Here is a 19,112-nt window from a genome sequence, read left to right as displayed (position 1 = left end):
GTCATTCGTAAGGGATCTTACAAGAAAAGTAAGGTGAAAATTTTCGTTTTCAACTCTCAGGTCAACCCTATTTTTTCCCGATTATTTCCACTTCGGTTTCCATTTTCACTTCATATAAACTGTAAATGGTATCCTTTACATGCTGAATTAATGCGAGCACATCACCGGCAGTAGCATTTCCGGCATTGACAATGAAATTCCCATGCATTTCGGAAATCTTCGCCCCGCCAATACTGAAGCCTTTTAAGCCGGCAACTTCAATTAGATTTCCAGCATAATTTGGAAGCGGGTTGCGAAAAATACTGCCGGCACAAGGAAAATTCCACGGTTGCGTTTCTTTCCGATAATCTTTATTTTTTTGCATTTGTGAAACGATGGCTGCTCGATCTCCTGCGGCTAGCTGAAAGACTGCCTCGACCACAATACCAGAGCGTTTTTTTTGCAGGACAGATGTTCTGTAGGAGAATTCCATTTCTTCATTCGTAAGCCATTCCATCTTTCCGTCATCAAATAAAATATGTGCTTTCGTTAATATTTTACTGATATCCGAGCCATGTGCACCTGCGTTCATATAAACAGCTCCACCTACTGAACCGGGAATACCACTGGCAAATTCAAGTCCGGTCAGTCCCTTTTTACTGATTAATGTAGAGAGACTGACAAGTGAATGACCGCCGCCGACTGTTATTTCTGTTTCATTAATATTGAGATGGCTTAACCCGGAACCGAGCTTGATCACTGCCCCCTCAATTCCTTTATCAGATACTAATAAATTGGATCCCCTGCCAATCGCACGCCACTTTATCTTGTGTTTTTCTATTACATCCATCGCCTTTTTTAGATTTTCCGCTGATGATGGCTCGATAAAAAGGTCAGCAGGTCCACCAATTTTGATAGTCGTATGATGTAGAAGAGGTTCGTTTTTTAATACCTTCCCAATATTTAAATTTTGAAATTCCGTTAAAATCGCGTCCATATTTACCACCCTAACTTTCCCAGAAGCGTTTTATTCAGTTTATGCTAAAAATTAATTTGGGCTACCTATGATTTGTTCAATACAAGCTGTTTCATTTCCGAATAAAGCCTGGAAGCTGAATCAGGAACACCCAGTTTTTTAGCCTTTATTTTCATTTCATTTAAATTGTCCTTATCTAAGAGAATTCGATCAATATTGTTCACAAGACTTTTATTATTTAGATCCTTCTCCATAAGCAATTCTGCCGCGCCATGATCACTTAAAGACCTGGCATTTTTCTCTTGATGATTATTTGTAACATACGGGCTTGGAACGAGAATGCTCGGAATACCAAGCGAAGTAATTTCCGCCAGTGTCGTTGCTCCCGCCCTAGACACGACTAAATCAATCCCTGCGAGAACCTCTGGCATATTGTGAATAAATGGTTTGATAATTACATTATTGGGACTGCCAACAAGCTCCACTTCCTTATTGACATCCGCATAATGAACATCACCCGTAATATAAAGGACTTGATATGGCTTTTGCGCCAATTCTGACAAGGCTTTAACTACCGCTTCGTTGATAGGTCTTGCCCCGCGGCTTCCGCCAAAAATGAGAACGGCTGGTTTGGTTATACTAAGCCCTGCTGAAAGACGGCCTTTAATTCCATCGTTGCCAATGACCTCTGAAGCCCGTGGATTCCCCGTGAAAACAACCTTCTCACTCGGAAAGTATCCTCTTGCCTCTTCGAAACAAATCGCAATTTTGTTCACATACCGGCTTAAAAACTTATTTGTCAGGCCCGGGACACTATTCTGTTCGTGAATAATCGTTGGGACCTTGAGCTTATGGGCTGCATAAACAACTGGCCCGCACACATACCCGCCTGTTCCAATGACAATGTCCGGCTTAAACTCCTTTAATATTCTTTTACTGTCTTTCACACCTTTTAAAAATCGAAAGACCGTTTTGACATTTTCAAATGAGAGCTTTCTTTTAAAACCAGTAATATGAATGGATTTAAAGGGAATCTTCTCCCTCGGAACTATTTTACTTTCCAATCCATTCTTCGTACCTATGTATAGAAATTCGGCATCTTTGTTTTCTTTTTGAATTTCCCTTATTAGTGCAAGCGCAGGATATATATGACCGCCTGTCCCTCCGCCGCTAACTGCTATTTTCATTTTCTCACCTCAGAAAAGTTGCTAAACACATTTTACTATAAAAACGAATGAAAAAAGCGAATGAAAAAAGAATGTTACCTAATTTTAATGAAAACTAATCCGGTAAGGGCAATTATTACACACTCACCATGACAAATAAAAAGAACCCTGCATTAAAAACAGGGCATCATGTTTAATATCTTGCATAACGGCTAATATTCAGGAGAACACCAATGGCCATTAACATCAAGGTTAACGAGGAGCCCCCATAGCTTAGAAATGGCAGCGTAATACCCGTTACTGGCATAAGTCCGGTTACAACACCGATATTAATCATAACTTGAATCGCAACCATGGCAATAATACCTACCGCAAGAAAGCTGCCGTATAAATCAGGAGCACCAAGTGCAATCCGGATCCCGCGCCATAATAATAGCGCAAATAATAATAGGATAAACGAACCTCCAATAAATCCTAATTCCTCAGAAAGTATCGCAAAAATAAAGTCTGTTTGCGGTTCGGGCAAGTAAAAAAACTTTTGCCTGCTTTCACCGAGACCAAGTCCGAACAACCCTCCCGGACCAATGGCATACAGCGATTGAATAATTTGAAATCCACTACCTAAAGGATCTGACCAAGGATCTAAAAACGAGGTAATCCGTTTGATTCGATAGGGAGCAGAAACAATTAAGCCGACAAACCCTGCTACACCCATCAGGCCAAGGAAAGCAAAATGGCTAATCCGTGCACCGGCAATAAAGATCATCACTACGCACGTTCCCATCATGACGGTTCCAGTTCCTAAATCCGGCTGGAGCATAATCATGGCAAAGGCTAAAAATGCAAGTCCCAAAGAAGGGATCAGCCCTTTTTTAAAAGAAGTAATCAGCTTTTGACGTTCAGACAGATATTTTGCCAAAAAGGCAATCATCGCCAGCTTCATAAATTCTGAAGGCTGAATAGAAAAAGCCCCTACACCTATCCAACTTCTTGACCCATTGCGAACATTCCCTATTCCGGGAATTAACACGAGGACTAATAAGACAAAACAAACAATTAAAATGGTTTTAGCCCACGTTCTCCATGTCCAGTAATTGATGTTCATAATAAAAAACATGGCAGCGATTCCGACCCCGGCGAATAGGGTTTGCCTTTTGGCAAAGAAAAAGGAATCATGAAATTTATATTCAGCCCAAATCGCACTTGCGCTATAAACCATAATTAACCCTATTGCCAGCAGCGTAAAAGTTACAATCATTAAAATAAAATCAGGAGTTGTTCTCTTTGTCGGCACCACTATACACCTCAACCGCGAGTTTTAGGGCTTAGAGAACCACTCTGGCTGGTGATACTAAGTTGGCCAAGCCCTTACTTAAGCATATGCACCGCTTCGATAAAAATGTCTCCCCTGACTTCAAAACTTTTATATTGATCCCAGCTGGCGCAGGCAGGAGACAACAGAATGATGTCACCTGATTCGGAGTATCGATAAGCCTCAGGCACTGCCTTTTCAACATTATCGACACGGTTTATTATTTTTATTCCGGCTAAGGCACCAATACGTTCAATCTTTGGCGCAGTTTCGCCAAATGTTATTAACGCCTTTACATTTTTTAAATACGGGATTAACTCATCAAATTCATTCCCGCGATCCAGGCCTCCGGCCAGCAGGATCGTTGGGGTATCAAAAGCGGCGAGCGCGTTTATCGTAGCTAAACTATTTGTTGCCTTTGAATCATTATAAAATCTTCTCCCATTAACATCTGTTACATATTGTAAACGGTGCCTGACACCAGTAAAGGTGCGGAGTACCTCTTGGATTGAACTATTTTCTACCCCGGAAAGTTTTGCTGCTGCCACGGCTGAAAGTATATTTTCAAGATTATGGACTCCCGGCAGGGCAATCTCTTTAATAGCCATTACCCTTTCATGATTAAACATGATCCAGCCATCTTGAATATAAGCACCTTCTGCTAATTCCCTCTTTGTAGAAAATGGGATTATCGTTGCTTTTGAGTGCCGTGCAATGTCCCATGTTTCTTCCTGATCAGCATTAATGATTAAATATTCCAGCTCTGTCTGGTTTTTAGTAATATTCGCCTTAGCATCAATGTATTCCCTACGTGTACCGTGATAATCCAAATGGGCATCATAAAGATTGGTAATAATAGCGATTTTTGGATTAAAGCTATTGATTCCCATTAACTGAAAAGAAGATAATTCAATAACAATGGTATTTTCCTTTGTTGCTGTTTGGGCGACTCCCGAGGCAACCGTTCCAATATTACCCGCAATTAATGGCTGCTTCTTCCCTTGGTTAAGCATTTCATATACAAGTGTTGTCGTTGTCGTTTTACCGTTTGTTCCTGTTATGCCGATAAAAGGTGCTTCAGAAATTTCAAAAGCAAGTTCCACTTCTGTTATCACAGGTATTCCCTTTTCGATGGCGCCTTCAATCATTGGATTGAAATACGGAATACCCGGATTTTTTACAATTAGTTCAAACCCCTCATCAAGAAGCTCTGTTGGATGTTCACCGCAAATCACTTTAATCCCTTGCTCTAATAATCCTTGAGCCTCTGGGTTTTCCGATAATGGCTTTTTATCATTCACTGTCACAAATGCACCAAGCTTATGTAAGAGGGCCGCCGCCGTTACACCACTTTTGGCCAAACCAAGAACAAGAATTTTTTTATGTTGATATGACTCTATCTGCTTCAATTACAACCACACCTCGATATAGATTCCTAGGATCGCAAATATTAGGCCAACACTCCAAAAGGTAACAACTACGCGCCATTCCGACCAGCCTACTAATTCGTAATGATGATGCAAAGGGCTCATTCGAAAGATTCGTTTCCCCGTTGTTTTAAAGGAGGCAACCTGAAGAATAACCGATAATGTTTCGATAACAAAAACACCGCCAATGATAATCAGGAGGATCTCAAGCTTTGTTAAAATCGCAATAGCAGCGATTGCACCACCCAGTGCCAGCGAGCCTGTGTCCCCCATAAACACCTTAGCAGGATGAGCATTAAAAACTAAAAACCCTAAGACCGCTCCAACCACTGCAACAGAGAATACTGCAACTTCAAAGTTATTCTGGTTCCATGCTAACACAGCAAACGCCCCAAATGCGATCGCGGCCGTACCTGAAACAAGACCATCAAGTCCGTCTGTCAGGTTCACAGCATTAGAGAATCCTACCAGCCAGAAAATGATGAATAGGACATATGACCAGCCTAAATCTATGGAGTAATCCCCAAATGGCAGTTTAATTTCTGTCGATTGTCCTGAATGTTTATAAATCAGATAAAATATAACGGAAATGATAATTTGACCAAGAAGCTTTTGTTTTGAAGTTAATCCCAGATTTCTTTTTAATACGACTTTGATGAAATCATCCAAAAACCCGAGTAAACCGAACCCAAATGTTACAAACAAAAGTAAAAATGCTGTGACCGGTGTTTGTTCTGAATATTTCCCTATCATCACCAATGTGGTAATGATAATTGAAAATAAAATCATTACACCGCCCATTGTAGGTGTTCCCGATTTTTTTTGATGGGATTTAGGACCTTCTTCCCGAATGCTTTGTCCAAATTTCAACCTTCTTAAGAAGGGAATAAAAATGGGAGAAAGTAAAACTGAGATCAGAAAGCCCATGATAATTGTGAAAAAAATAACTTGCTCCTTCATTTTATCCCCTCCCCTCTGAATCATTTGCTAACTTTGCAGTCAGCATTTCTAATATCCCAGCTATATCATATGTTTGTTTATTTTTATTAAGAAGTTTTTTATTTGAAAATTTAAAGTTAGTGATTTCCATGTGCTTTTTCGTTTCTCCATCTAATTTTTCACAATATAGTGTAATGATTTTTCTTATGGCATCAGCCAAATCGTCCGTATAAAAAACCGGAAAATAAGTTGGTGTATATCTTGGCAATTTATGTTCACGATCCCAAATCGCTGCAATTGCTCCATGGGCAATTGCGTCTAAAAGTTCCCCTGAGCTTTCATTGAACGGAATAAACAATCCTTTTGGCTGATCAATATTTGCCTCGTCCGTAACCGTGTAAAACAACATCTCATCCTGGATTCCTTGTTTATCCGGAAACAAACTTGCCAAGTCATTTAAAGCTAAAAACATAGCTATCTCTCCTCAATTGCTTCCTTAGCAACAAGACGGTCATCAAAGTCATGGACTACACTGCCAATGGTTTGATAGGTTTCATGTCCCTTTCCGGCGATTAAAATGACATCTCCTGCTTCTGCCTGATTAACAGCAGTATAAATAGCTTCCTTGCGATCCGGTATGACTTGGTATGTTTCATCCGGCACACCTTCTTCCATTTCCTTCAATATTGCCAGCGGATCTTCACTTCTTGGATTATCCGATGTAAAAATAGGGTTAGTAGCTAGATGGCAGGCAATCTTCGCCATCAATGGCCGTTTTGTGCGGTCACGGTCTCCGCCGCAGCCGACAATGACAAAAATCTTTTTGTTCGCGAAATGCTGAATCGTTTTTAATACATTTTCGAGGCTATCCGGTGTATGTGCATAATCAACAATCACTGTAAAATCCTGACCGGCATTTACAAGTTCAAACCTTCCGGCTACTCCTTCGACACCTTCGATTGAATCGATAATGTCCTGGATCGCAATCCCTGAGACTAATGCAGCAGTGATACTTGCTAAAACATTATAGACACTAAATTTTCCAATTAACTGCATGTTGATGGGATAGACGGTACCCCCCATTATAAGATCGAAATTAGTCCCTTTAGGAGTCATATGTATATGCTCTGCCTGAACATCTGCCTTCTGATCGATTCCGTATGTAACCACATGTGCCGCCGTCGACCTGCTATACATTTCTGATGCAGGATCATCTGCATTTAAGACAGCGAATTTTGGTTTATTATCGTCAAAAGTATTGCCAAGCTGGGCAAACAATAAGCTTTTCGCGCGTTTATATTCCTCCATTGATTTATGATAATCCAGGTGATCTTGTGTTAGGTTTGTGAATACTGCAACATCAAAATCACAACCATGAACCCTTCCTAAATCAAGGGCATGTGATGAAACCTCCATTACCGCATGACTGACACCGGAATCAACCATTTGTTGAAATGTTTTTTGAAGTGTTAAGCTTTCTGGTGTTGTGTTTTTCGTTTCTATAATCCGGTCAGCTATTTTTGTGTACATTGTACCAATCAAGCCTGTTTTTTTGCTTGCATCGGTAAATATTTTTTCAATCAAATGACTTGTTGTTGTTTTTCCGTTCGTTCCTGTAATGCCAATTAAATGCAGCTTTTTTGTAGGCTGGCCGTAGAAGGCATTCGCGAGCACCGCCATTGCTCGTGTGGTATCTTTTACAATGATAACAGGAACTTCAAGGTCTAACGGACGCTCAGCAAGTATTGCCGCTGCCCCATTTTTTACAGCGGATGCGGCAAAATCATGGCCGTCAACTGTGTATCCTTTAATACAAATAAACAAGCTCCCCTTTTGCACCTTCCGGTTATCATTTTCAATCGAAGTAATTTCCGGGTCGTCCACCTTAAAAGGATGAATGGGATGCAAATACTTAAGCAGCTTTTGTAGCTTCATTTTCTCTCAAATCCTCTCATTACCGTACAAATCAATTGTTTACCAGTATTTACCTAAAGACCTTCTGAAGAAAGTTCCATCTTATTTTACATTAAATCATTTTATTTTACCATTTAGTAATCAAAGCTTAATAAAATTTTAGGCGGCGGAATAAATTCCGGCGCCCTTTCATTTTCCTTATTTTTTTTATTAATCGCCTTTACCAAAGTAAAGTCTAATTTTTGATCCATCCTTTACCTTTGTGCCAGGTTTTGGAGATTGTCTAACAACAACATCGCCTTCCCCGCTGGCATCTATCCTTAAATTAATCATCTGCTCTTGAAGTTCGCTTTTCGTTAAGCCAACAAAATCAGGTAATGTTAAAAGTGGTGTATCTGGCCATTTAATTTCTTTTTCAATTTGATCCTTTCGCGGTTCTACTCCAATTGCACTTAAACCATCCTTCATAATACTTCCGACGATTGGCGCACTGACAGTACCTCCAAAAGCCGTCACTCCTTTTGGATTATCAACTGCAACATAAACAACGATCTGAGGGTCATCAGCTGGAGCAAAGCCGATAAAGGAAACGATAAAGTTATTTTCTAAATATCTCCCACCCTGTGCTTTTTGCGCCGTTCCAGTTTTTCCACCAACACGATAGCCTTCAATAAATGCTCTGCCTCCTGTCCCCTGGGCCACAACACTTTCAAGGGCATGGCGAATTTCCTTCGATGTTTCCTCCGTAATCACTCGTCTTTTTTCTACGGGAGTATTTCTCATTACTATTTCCTTCGTAACTGGATCAATTAACTCCTTGGCAATAAACGGTTTGTAAAGTATTCCACCATTAATGGCAGCGGAAACCGCCGTTACCTGCTGAATGGGTGTAACCGATACCCCCTGTCCAAAAGCGGTTGTTGCTTGTTCAACAGGACCAACCCGGTTCATATTAAATAAAATTCCCGTACCTTCCCCTTGTAAGTCTATTCCTGTTTTTTGGCCAAAACCAAAATCCTTAATATATTTAAAGAGCTTTTCTTTCCCTAAACGATCTCCCATTTCCACAAATCCGGGGTTACAGGAATTTTGAACCACTTCCAACATGGTCTGGCTGCCATGACCGCCTCTTTTCCAGCATTTTAATCTTGCTCCTGCCACTTGGACAGAACCTGAATCATGAAAATGATCTTCTTCCAAATCCACTTTTCCTTCATTCAGTGCCGCTGCGAGGGTAATAATTTTAAAGGTGGATCCAGGTTCATAGGTAGACCATACCGGTAGGTTTCGATTATAAACCTCTTGCGGAACATTTCGGAAATTAGCCGGGTCAAACGTCGGCCGGCTTGACATCCCTAATATTTCGCCATTGTTGGGATTCATGGCAATGGCTACAATGCCATCTGGATTATATTTTGCCTCAGCAATATCGAGTTCTCGTTCGATAATTGTTTGGATTTTAGAATCAATCGTTAATTTCAAATCAAGGCCATTTACCGGATGCTCGTAATCATCGGCCATGTCGTTCATTCTTTCGCCTTTGGCATTGGCGTAAAATTTAACGGCGCCGCGTTCACCATTTAACTCTTTATCATAGTACTGCTCAAGACCCATTAAACCTTGGTTGTCCACTCCGGTAAACCCAAGAACATGAGAAAGGTAACTTCCATTTGGATAATGCCGCTTTGAGTCCTCGCCTATATAAACCCCTTCAAGGTTAAGTGCTCTGATTTCTTTTGCTTTTTCGTGCGATATTTTCCTTCCTTCCTTTATTCGAACGGAGGAAGCACCTTTTGTAATATCACGGTATGCCTTATCCTTTGGCATACCTAGCACGGCCGCCAGCTTTTCAGCAGTAGCTGCCGGATCTTTCACTTGCCTCGGAATGACATAAACGGTAGGTGCGCTAATATTCGTTGCTAATGCCACCCCATTCCGGTCAACAATTTTTCCGCGCTCCGGTTCAAAAGGGATATTCCTGCTCCATAAGCCTTTCGCTCGATCAGTCAGCATATCACCGAGGACAAACTGGACATACCCCAGCCGAACATCAATAATCAAGAAGGTTAGAATTCCAACGAATAGTGCAATCATTAGCCGTTTACGGACAGTAACATTAGAAACACGCATACAATGAATGATCCTCCCTTATCAAGCATTCAAATTCCTTTATCGTTCATTAATATGCTTGTACCTTTTCGTTTAGACCAGTGCCAACTCCCCGTAAACAGCAAAAATCCCGCTTAAAAAGCGGGATTTTTTCGTTAATCTTGCACCTTTTCCTCTTCTTCATTATCAGTATTTCCAGTTTCACCATTTTTGGCATTTAATTCTTGATTCCATAATTCTTCAGGGGTTTTCAAATCAACAATAAGGAAATCTCCTTTGCGTAAAAGTGCTCCTTGGGTAATATTTTGCCCGGTGACATAGCCCATGCCCTTTGAACTTAACTTTAATCCGGCCAGATTAGCAACTTTCATCACATCTCTTAATGACCAGCCTGTCATGTCCGGAGCCGTGAGTTCACCATCTGTTTGGAGGATGACCTTCTCACCCTCTAAAACGACTGTCCCCGCCTGTGGCTGCTGTCCAACCACGGATGTTCCATTTCCAAGGACAACCGTTTCAAAGCCAGTTTCTTTTAGCTTTTTGACAGCTTCCTCGACTGATTTTCCCTTAAGATTTGATAGTTTGTTTACCACAGCCTTTTCAAGCGTGGAAGGCTGGATATTTAAATAATGCAGACTATTTTTCATTACAGGGTTAAAAATCATGGAAACAGGAATCGCCCCTTGACCATAATTTTCTAATCCTTCAGGCTGTTGAACGGCTACATAAACAATTAATTTCGGATTTTCTTTCGGTGCCATACCTAGAAATGAAAATATATAATTATTAACTCCGGATAAATACTTTCCATTCGGGCCCGGGATATTTGCCGTTCCAGTCTTACCCGCTACACTATAGCCATCAATTTTGTAACGTCCTCCCGTCCCTTTAGGAGAGGTTACAACCGTTTCCAGAATATCACGCACTTCTTTCGCTGTTTCAGCCGATATCGGTGTTGATACAACTTCCGGTGCAACCTCCTTTATTGTTTCACCGGTATCATGGTTGACAATTTCTTTAACCACCTGAGGCTTCATCATTTTCCCGTCATTAGCAATCGCGGTAGCTGCTTGAATTTGTTGAATCGGGGTAATGGCCGTACCCTGCCCATAAGCGGTAGTGATTTTTTCAATCGGATAGGTAAATTGAATCTTCCCTGAAGTTTCATCCGGAAGTGCAATCCCAGTCGGTTTATCAAAGCCAAATTTCGTTAAATATTCTCGAAATTTTTCAAATCCCAACTTTTCATTGGCAATTTTAGCAAAAGCTGTATTCGATGAGCGCTGAACACCTTCGAGATAGCTAATCGGTCCCCAGCCAGAACCATTATGATCATGGATCGCCTGAGATTTTTCAGTCACCCGATAAGAACCGGATTGATAGATTTCATTTGGGTTAAATTTATTTTCTTGGACAGCTGCAGCAAGTGTGAAAATCTTCATCGTTGAGCCTGGTTCAAAGGATGTTTCAATTGCTTCATTATGCCAGCTGTTTTCGATTCCCTCTTTTGTTTTCGGGTGGAAGGATGGCCGTTGACCCATCGCCAGAATTTCACCTGTTTTCGGGTCGGCGACAATTGCGATTATCTTTTTCGGTTTATACTCTTTTACCACAGTATCCATCGCATCTTCTAAAAACGTTTGAATTTTTTGGTCAATTGTCAAGTATATATCATTTCCATTTTGTGCCGGAGTAATCTTTTCCTTTCCATCCGGAAGGATATATCCCCATAAATCACTTTCATAATTAATTTGGCCATTTTTCCCTGTTAACTCATCGTTCAGGGCTTTTTCTATCCCCATTTTTCCTACAGATTTATAGGTCTCATTCTTTTGTTCAATTCGGTCTGCATAACCAACTAAATGGGATGCAAAAATGCCATTTGGATAGAACCGTTTGGAGTCACGGGAAAAAGTAATCCCCGGAAGTTCTAAGCCCTCAATTTTTTTCTTTATATCGTACGTTATGTCTTTGCCCGCCTTGCCAAATTCAACCTGGAACCTGTTCTTTTCGATTCCATTCGTTAGAATGCTATAAATCTCTGATTCATCCATTTTAATGTATTTGGCAAGTTCCTGTGCCGTTTTACGTGGGTCCTTAACGTGCTGCGGCTTTTTAGGATTTGTAGTCATCTTTTTATTCAAAATGGCGACCAGTTTATAGGCAGCTGTATCCTCCGCTACCACCACGCCATTCCGGTCAAAGATCATCCCCCTTGATGCCTGCAGGGTTCCCTCCCTGCCATATTTTTGCTGCGCCTTCGCAGCGAGGGGCTGTCCACTGACTTCACCTGTTATTTGAATCGAAAAATACCTGAAAATCAATACAAAAAAGAGCAGGCCGAATAATCCGAATAATATGGCTGCTCCTACATTCATATTTGGCTGTTTCTTGTTCATCTTTCCTGCACAACCTTGACGTCATTTTCGTTTATTAACAGGCCCATTTGCTTAGCCTTTTCAAAAATCCGTTCGTATGAACTTAATTCGCTTACTTGAACCTTTAAGTCCCTATTTACCTTTTCCTGCTCGTTAATCTTTCCTTCAACTGATTGAATGTCCTTGTTTACTTCATAAATTTCTGATTGGGTAGAAATAAGATGGATTGCCCCAAAACAAACCATTCCGGCAAATACGACTCCAATAATTTTTTCGCCCGGAGTGAGCCACGATTTTTTAATTTTTACTTGTCTTTTTGTTTGAATTGTCTGTTCTGTTTGTTGCTGTTCTAAAAATTTTCTCGCAAGATTACTCAATCGTTTCCCCTCCAGATTTTATTATCTATAATTTTTCAGCAATTCGAAGCTTTGCAGAGCGCGCCCGATTATTTTGTTCTAATTCTTCTTCAGATGGAAGTATCGGTTTACGAGAAACTAGCTTTAGAATCGGTTTATACTCATCAGGTATAATGGGTAATCCTGGAGGTAAAGGCGGTATCTCACTCGCCTTTTTAAAGGTTGCCTTACAAATTCTGTCCTCTAATGAATGAAAAGTAATAACACTTATTCTTCCCTCTGGATTTAATAAGTCAATCGCCTGGTTTAAAGACTTTTCAAAAACTGCCAGTTCATCATTCACAGCTATTCTGACTGCTTGAAAGATTCTCTTCGCCGGATGTCCGCCCTTTCTTCTTGCAGGTGCGGGAATTCCATCCTTTATCAATTCTACCAACTCGAAGGTCGTTTCGATTGGTTTTACGGTTCTCGCTGCTTCGATTTTACGAGCAATTTGTTTCGAGAATTTCTCTTCTCCATATCGGAAAAAGATCCGGACCAAGTCTTCATATGACCAATGATTGATGACATCGTAAGCTGAAATGTCTGCATCGTTGTCCATCCTCATATCGAGTGGTGCATCATGATGGTAGCTAAAACCTCTCTCAGGTGTATCCAACTGCGGTGAAGATACCCCCAAGTCATATAGGACTCCGTCAACATGATTAATTCCAAGAAGCGCAAGTTCTTCTTTTAAATATAAGAAATTGCTTTTAATAATAACTAATCGGTCTCCATATTCGGCTAACTTTTCTTTTGCATTTGCAATGGCTGTTTCGTCCTGGTCAAACGCATACAGTTTACCTCCCGCACCAAGCCTTGAAAGGATGAGGGAACTATGACCGGCACCGCCTAAAGTACAATCTACGTAAATCCCATCTGACTTAATATTTAAGCCGTCAACAGCTTCGTTTAACAACACAGTTGTATGTTCAAACATTTTCGTACCACCTTTTCCAATCGAACATAATTACATGATTACAGAAAATATATTAATATAACTTATCCATTATATATCAAAGCCAATCATATTTTCTGCAATTTCTGCAAAAGATTCTTCTGACTGTGCAAAATAGTCTTCCCAAATCTGTTTACTCCAGATTTCAATTCGATTGGAAACACCTAAGATCACGCATTCTTTTTCCAACTTTGCATATTGCAATAGTGGTGCAGGGATATTAATTCTTCCTTGTTTATCCAATTCACTTTCTGTTGCTCCTGAAAAGAAGAATCTTGTAAAAGCACGGGCATCTTTTTTCGTCAGCGGCAGGCCTTTTAACTTTTCTTCAATCAGCCCCCACTCCGAAACTGGGTAACCAAACAAACATTGATCCAATCCACGGGTGATGATAAACATATCGCCAAGTCCATCACGGAATTTGGAGGGCACGATCAAGCGGCCTTTATTATCAATGCTGTGATGGTATTCACCCATGAACATACCCATTACCCCCACTTTCTATAAAAAATGTACCACATTCCCCCACTTTTCACCACCTATTTTTAAACTATTCGCCCCAAATTCCTTAAAATCCTTTTTTAACCTGAAGATTTTTCATAAAAAAAATAAAACTCCACCCGATTCAGGTGGAGTTTTTCCTATATTTTCATTACCTTATGGCGGCCATCAAATTCAAATGACCCCGCCATTAATTTATTCATAAAGGTTAGACCATATTGATTTAAATAATAAAATATGTTCCACACCCGCTCTTGCGGAAAGCCGTCAGGCCGTAATGCTAGATCTACACGAGCATATTTTTTCAACTGAACATCGTGCTTCCGCTTTACCGCTTCTTCGAGTTTTAACAGCATAAAGTCAATTTCTTTTCGTACATAACTTTCATTTTTCGCAAGCATTGGTAAAAGCGCACGGTCAAGCTGTTCCGTTTTGGCCTCAATCAGCGCATATTGCTTCTCTACCATTTCGATTGTCCTTGAAAATAATTCTACTAATTCTTTATCTTTAATAGCAGCTAAAAACTGTTCCCTTTCCTTCGCCGTTCCATTACTTAAAACTTCCGTCAGCTTCAAATTTAATTCTGAAATATCCGTTTCAACTGAACGATCCAAGAACGTAATATTCAAACGGGGAACAATTGGCGGCATTTTAATGTTAAAATGCTCAAAGACTAGTTTAAGCTCTGCCCAGTAGGAAATTTCACCCGGTCCTGCAATAAAGGCGATGGTTGGAAACAGCCATTCCTGCATGAGCGGACGCGTCACCACATTATTACTTAATTTTGCGGGATCTCCAGTTGCTAATCCCACTAATTCCTCTTTCGAGAACGTTATGACACCACTTTTCCCCACGAATCGATCGGTCTCCCGATCAAATTCAAGCAAAATGCGATCATTCACCTTTTGATCATAATAGAAGATGTTAGCCGCTTTTTCACTTGCGTCAATCGTAATAGGAAATCCCTTTTTTTCTATTTGCTTTTGCTGCTCCAATAACGAGAAGGTTATGGCGTCATGGTGAATAATCTGCTCCGTAAAAAATTCCTTTTGTAACTGCCGGAAGTCACTGTTCCCGGAATCAACAATTAATAACCCATAATCTTTGAAAAGTTCCATAATAATGTGGGCAAAGAAATCAACAAAGGTTGTTGACTTTTCTATTTGTCCTTTGGCAAATTCTAAAAGTTCATTCGTAAATTCCGTTTCACCAAAATTCTTAATTACATTCTCAACCCATGTAAGACAAATGTTCTGGTTTAACTGAATATCAGACACCATTTTCTTTTGATGAACTTTTTCCGGGTAGGTCCATTTATCGATCTTTTCTGCAACAGGTACAAATACATGGTTCACTTCTTGAAAATCATGGTCTTCTCCCGCAATCCAAAAGACAGGAATAACGGGAATACCAAGCTGCTTTTCTTTTTCTTCAGCTAATTTAATGATAGAAATGACTTTATGTATGGAATAAAGCGGACCTGTCAGAATTCCTGCCTGCTGCCCGCCAATGACTACAGTACTATTTTTTAATTTCAATTTTTCAATTGACTTTTTTACAGCTTCTGAAGATGGAAAGCGCTCCATAAAGCCCTCAATATGTGCAGCAACCTCCATACGGGGAAACGGTCTGTTGTTTAATTCAGCTATTCTTTTTGCATCTTCATGCAAATCATTATAACGATAATGAAAAAAAGGCTGGATAGCAGCAGATTGTTCCAAATAATTCGATGCAAACCGATTGGTTGCTGGTAGCGAGAGATTTACAATCTCCATTCAAGTACTTCCTTTCTAATTACTCAGATTCATTCTTTTCGAGTATACCACTACCATCCCCTTAATGAAAAAATCTTTGCTTCAAAATTTATGTAGAAAAAGTAAATGTCAAAGCACCACGTATGATTCCATATAGGGATATGGTCAGGTAAGCTAGAAAAAAAACAAGAAAATTAAAACGCCAAAACCCTTTAACGACCTTTTTCAAAACAATCTCTTCCTTGACTTTCCAATGAACAATAACAAAAACCATGGCAATCAAGATCATCAGTAATATTATTAACCAAAATAATGATTTTCCCCATATCGTAACAATTAAAAAATGAACAGATATGATGTATAAAAGTGTCGTATAATCCACTGCCGCATGCAGCGATTTACGGGATTTTTTAGTAAAGAATTTTATTACAATAAAAACTAGCAATGAACCCAGAAGCGGTAAGGTAAAAAAAACAGTTAAAATGGCGGAGAGGATTGTACTCATCTATCTTCCCCCCCTACCTGTTCTTTTCCTTTGATTAAGTAATACAGGCTTTCGATTTGAGGAGCCTTCTTATCCTGTTTCTTTGCTTTTTCTATTAAAAATCCTAAAATGGCATCTACTTCTGTCAACCTATTTGCTTCAAGATCTTTTAGCATCGAAGAGCGGTTGTCGGCCGTCTTTTTACAAATATCAACAACTAGCATTAGCTCATCCTCCGGGCGTTTTAAGTCCAAAATGAAGGAAATTTCCGTAAACAGCTTTTTTACTGCATGAAAATAAAACTGATTTTCAATTAATTTCCCATTTTTCACTTGAAGGATGGCAGTCAATGGATTTATGACTGCGTTGACAATTAGTTTTTTTACAAGCATCTCATGATAATTCTCTTGAAAAACAAATGGAAACTCGGAAGGCATAACTGCAATAAATTGCTGGAACGGTGCAGTTTCCCCTCGGAAAACGGCTGCATTTGTTACCCCTTCACCATTATGGCTTACGGTATACGAATTTTCTCTTAAGGCTCCATGTTCAACCGATCCAAGAATTAAATTATTTACCCTGATATCTTCAAGCAGCTTTAAATGACCCATTCCATTTTGTAGAAATAACATATTTTCAAGAACGACAGTTACTTGGCCCAGCTTCTCGATAATCGCTGGAAGTTGATATTGTTTGACAGCAATAATGGTTAACTCTTCAGATCCTTCCCAAGTTGTCATTGGCATAGCTCTGACCAAAGCGATTCGTTCCTCTCCTCCTTTACGCAGCAAGATGCCATTTTGATTAATCTCGTCTGCCTGCTCCGTTGTCCTCGTGTAAATCGTTACCTCAAATACTTTACTAATGTAGGATGCAAATAATAATCCAATTGAACCAGCACCAATTATTCCAACCTTCATGGTAATCCCTCATTTTAGTCATCTATTATACGTTATTTTATCAGATGCAATTGGTAATTGGTTAGTAGGTTTTCTTAAAAAAATAACCCTTTTCGATAAAAATCGAAAAGGGCATGTTTTTTTATACTGGATAAACGGGATGCTTTCTGACACTAAAGGTTAATTCTTTTGTTTCATAATAAGCAAATCGCTGTATAAGCACATCTCTTAATTCAGATGGTGCCACAATTTCATCGACGATTAGCTCTGATGCCAGTTTGTATATGTCGATATGTTCTTTATATTCTTTATGTTTTTCTTGAACATAGGCAATTCTTTCTTTTGGATCATCAATTTCATTAATTTTATTCGAATATACAGCATTTACTGCTGCTTCCGGACCCATCACAGCGATTTGAGCAGTAGGAAGAGCGATACAGCAATCAGGTTCAAACGCGGGACCAGCCATCGCATATAGTCCTGCACCATACGCTTTTCTAACAATTACCGAGATTTTCGGTACTGTTGCCGAACTCATGGCTGCTATCAATTTTGCACCGTGACGGATAATACCGGCCCGTTCTACTTTTGTACCAATCATAAATCCGGGGACATCTGCCAGGAATAATAATGGAATATGGAAAGCATCGCAGAGCTGGATGAATTTTGCTGCTTTATCAGCTGAATCGACAAATAAAACCCCGCCTTTAACCTTTGGCTGATTAGCAATGATCCCAATAGCTCTTCCATTTATTCTAGCTAATCCTGTTATTAATTCTGGTGCAAATAATTTTTTTATTTCATAAAAGCTAGCATTGTCTACTAGTCGGTCGATACATTCTTTCATATCAAAAGGGGCATTTTGGTTTTCCGGAATAATGGCTTCCAGTTCACGGCCCTCCTTTGCAGCCTCGCCCTCAGTTATTTTTGATTTGTCCTTAAAGCTGGCGGGAAAATAGCTAATGTATGTTTTGGCTGATGCAATTGCCTCTTCCTCACTAGCGGCTAGAACATCGCCGCAGCCACTAATGGTACAGTGCATACGGGCACCACCCATTTCTTCGAGTGTTACCTTTTCCCCAATCACCTTTTCCGCCATGCGTGGTGAACCCAAATACATCGAAGCGTTTTGATCAACCATGATGACAATATCACAAAATGCCGGGATGTACGCTCCTCCGGCTGCAGAAGGGCCAAACAGAATACAAACTTGCGGAATCATTCCGGAGAGCTTTACTTGATTATGAAAGATTTTCCCTGCCCCGCGTCGATTTGGAAACATCTCTAATTGGTCGGTGATTCTCGCACCTGCAGAATCGACAAGATAAAATAATGGAACCTTTAACTTTTCCGCTGTTTCTTGAATCCGGATTATTTTTTCAACGGTTCGTGCCCCCCAGGAACCTGCTTTAATCGTCGAATCATTGGCCATGACACATACAGTCTGCCCATTAATTTTACCGATTGCCGTTATGACACCATCGGCGGGTAGATTACCAGCCTGAAAGTTGGCAAATTTCCCATCCTCTTCATATTTTCCCTCATCGAATAATAATGCTAACCGGTCACGCACAAACAATTTTCTTTGTTCTTTCAATTTTTCATGGTATTTTGGCTGACCGCCAGCTTCAATTTTTTTCCTATTTTCATTTAATTGCTCATTTAACGTATTAGTCGCTGCCATCATGCTCCCCCTTTAAGAAATGCTATTCCAGAACGATTAAAACATCGCCTTCATTGACGAAATCCCCGATATTGACATTTACTTTTTGGACTACTCCTTCGATTCCACTTTCGATTGGTATCTCCATTTTCATCGATTCCAGCATTAATACTTCTTGGCCTGGATTTACTTGATCACCTGAAGCTGCAAAAATATTTAATACTGTCCCTGCCATCGATGCTGTAATTTCTTTCATGA

17 protein-coding genes are annotated in these 19,112 nt (G+C 40.0%); all 17 read right to left on the bottom strand.

Annotated features, from left to right (window positions below):
* Nucleotides 1-67: 67 nt before the first annotated feature.
* Nucleotides 68-976, bottom strand: a complete 909-nt coding sequence (gene murB, locus FAY30_RS08730; protein WP_149869510.1) for a UDP-N-acetylmuramate dehydrogenase — start codon at nucleotides 974-976, stop codon at nucleotides 68-70.
* A gap of 65 nt (nucleotides 977-1,041) precedes the next feature.
* Entirely contained in the window at nucleotides 1,042-2,142 is a 1,101-nt protein-coding gene (gene murG, locus FAY30_RS08725; RefSeq protein ID WP_149869509.1) for an undecaprenyldiphospho-muramoylpentapeptide beta-N-acetylglucosaminyltransferase, read from the bottom strand.
* A 172-nt stretch (nucleotides 2,143-2,314) separates the two neighbouring features.
* Nucleotides 2,315-3,415: a stage V sporulation protein E gene (spoVE, locus tag FAY30_RS08720; RefSeq protein WP_149869508.1), complete on the bottom strand. Its 1,101-nt coding sequence runs from the start codon at nucleotides 3,413-3,415 to the stop codon at nucleotides 2,315-2,317.
* A gap of 74 nt (nucleotides 3,416-3,489) precedes the next feature.
* Complete coding sequence (gene murD / locus FAY30_RS08715; RefSeq protein WP_149869507.1) at nucleotides 3,490-4,842, bottom strand: UDP-N-acetylmuramoyl-L-alanine--D-glutamate ligase; 1,353 nt, start codon at nucleotides 4,840-4,842, stop codon at nucleotides 3,490-3,492.
* The gene (gene mraY / locus FAY30_RS08710; RefSeq protein WP_149869506.1) at nucleotides 4,843-5,820 is read right to left on the bottom strand and encodes a phospho-N-acetylmuramoyl-pentapeptide-transferase; all 978 of its coding nucleotides are present in this window, start codon (nucleotides 5,818-5,820) and stop codon (nucleotides 4,843-4,845) included.
* 1 nt (nucleotide 5,821) lies between these two features.
* Nucleotides 5,822-6,271 carry a hypothetical protein gene (locus FAY30_RS08705; RefSeq protein ID WP_149869505.1) on the bottom strand — a complete coding sequence of 150 codons (450 nt, stop codon included), beginning with the start codon at nucleotides 6,269-6,271 and terminating at the stop codon, nucleotides 5,822-5,824.
* Nucleotides 6,272-6,273: 2 nt separating this feature from the next.
* Complete coding sequence (locus FAY30_RS08700; RefSeq protein ID WP_149869504.1) at nucleotides 6,274-7,734, bottom strand: UDP-N-acetylmuramoyl-L-alanyl-D-glutamate--2,6-diaminopimelate ligase; 1,461 nt, start codon at nucleotides 7,732-7,734, stop codon at nucleotides 6,274-6,276.
* Between the two features lie 189 nt (nucleotides 7,735-7,923).
* A complete protein-coding gene (locus FAY30_RS08695) occupies nucleotides 7,924-9,843 on the bottom strand; it encodes a stage V sporulation protein D (RefSeq protein WP_149869503.1) in 1,920 nt (639 codons plus the stop codon).
* A 134-nt stretch (nucleotides 9,844-9,977) separates the two neighbouring features.
* Nucleotides 9,978-12,221 carry a penicillin-binding protein gene (locus FAY30_RS08690; protein WP_149869502.1) on the bottom strand — a complete coding sequence of 748 codons (2,244 nt, stop codon included), beginning with the start codon at nucleotides 12,219-12,221 and terminating at the stop codon, nucleotides 9,978-9,980.
* Nucleotides 12,218-12,577 (bottom strand): cell division protein FtsL, encoded by a 360-nt coding sequence (ftsL, locus tag FAY30_RS08685; RefSeq protein WP_149869501.1) that lies wholly within the window; start codon nucleotides 12,575-12,577, stop codon nucleotides 12,218-12,220. The genes FAY30_RS08690 and ftsL overlap by 4 nt, the downstream gene beginning before the upstream one ends.
* A gap of 25 nt (nucleotides 12,578-12,602) precedes the next feature.
* Nucleotides 12,603-13,535, bottom strand: a complete 933-nt coding sequence (gene rsmH, locus FAY30_RS08680; RefSeq protein WP_149869500.1) for a 16S rRNA (cytosine(1402)-N(4))-methyltransferase RsmH — start codon at nucleotides 13,533-13,535, stop codon at nucleotides 12,603-12,605.
* Nucleotides 13,536-13,604: 69 nt separating this feature from the next.
* Nucleotides 13,605-14,036, bottom strand: a complete 432-nt coding sequence (gene mraZ / locus FAY30_RS08675) for a division/cell wall cluster transcriptional repressor MraZ (RefSeq protein WP_149869499.1) — start codon at nucleotides 14,034-14,036, stop codon at nucleotides 13,605-13,607.
* Nucleotides 14,037-14,194: 158 nt separating this feature from the next.
* Entirely contained in the window at nucleotides 14,195-15,829 is a 1,635-nt protein-coding gene (gene bshC, locus FAY30_RS08670; RefSeq protein ID WP_149869498.1) for a bacillithiol biosynthesis cysteine-adding enzyme BshC, read from the bottom strand.
* An 88-nt stretch (nucleotides 15,830-15,917) separates the two neighbouring features.
* The gene (locus tag FAY30_RS08665) at nucleotides 15,918-16,313 is read right to left on the bottom strand and encodes a DUF3397 domain-containing protein (RefSeq protein ID WP_149869497.1); all 396 of its coding nucleotides are present in this window, start codon (nucleotides 16,311-16,313) and stop codon (nucleotides 15,918-15,920) included.
* Complete coding sequence (locus FAY30_RS08660; RefSeq protein ID WP_149869496.1) at nucleotides 16,310-17,212, bottom strand: 2-dehydropantoate 2-reductase; 903 nt, start codon at nucleotides 17,210-17,212, stop codon at nucleotides 16,310-16,312. The genes FAY30_RS08665 and FAY30_RS08660 overlap by 4 nt, the downstream gene beginning before the upstream one ends.
* 121 nt (nucleotides 17,213-17,333) lie before the next feature.
* On the bottom strand, nucleotides 17,334-18,875 hold the full coding sequence (locus FAY30_RS08655) for an acyl-CoA carboxylase subunit beta (RefSeq protein WP_149869495.1): 1,542 nt from the start codon (nucleotides 18,873-18,875) through the stop codon (nucleotides 17,334-17,336).
* Nucleotides 18,876-18,897: 22 nt separating this feature from the next.
* Nucleotides 18,898-19,110 carry a biotin/lipoyl-containing protein gene (locus tag FAY30_RS08650; protein WP_149869494.1) on the bottom strand — a complete coding sequence of 71 codons (213 nt, stop codon included), beginning with the start codon at nucleotides 19,108-19,110 and terminating at the stop codon, nucleotides 18,898-18,900.
* Nucleotides 19,111-19,112 lie beyond the last annotated feature (2 nt).

Source organism: Bacillus sp. S3 (genome assembly GCF_005154805.1).
GTDB lineage: Bacteria > Bacillota > Bacilli > Bacillales > Cytobacillaceae > Neobacillus.
Note: the sequence above shows the minus strand (reverse complement) of the source record. Positions and strands in the feature narration are given on the sequence as shown.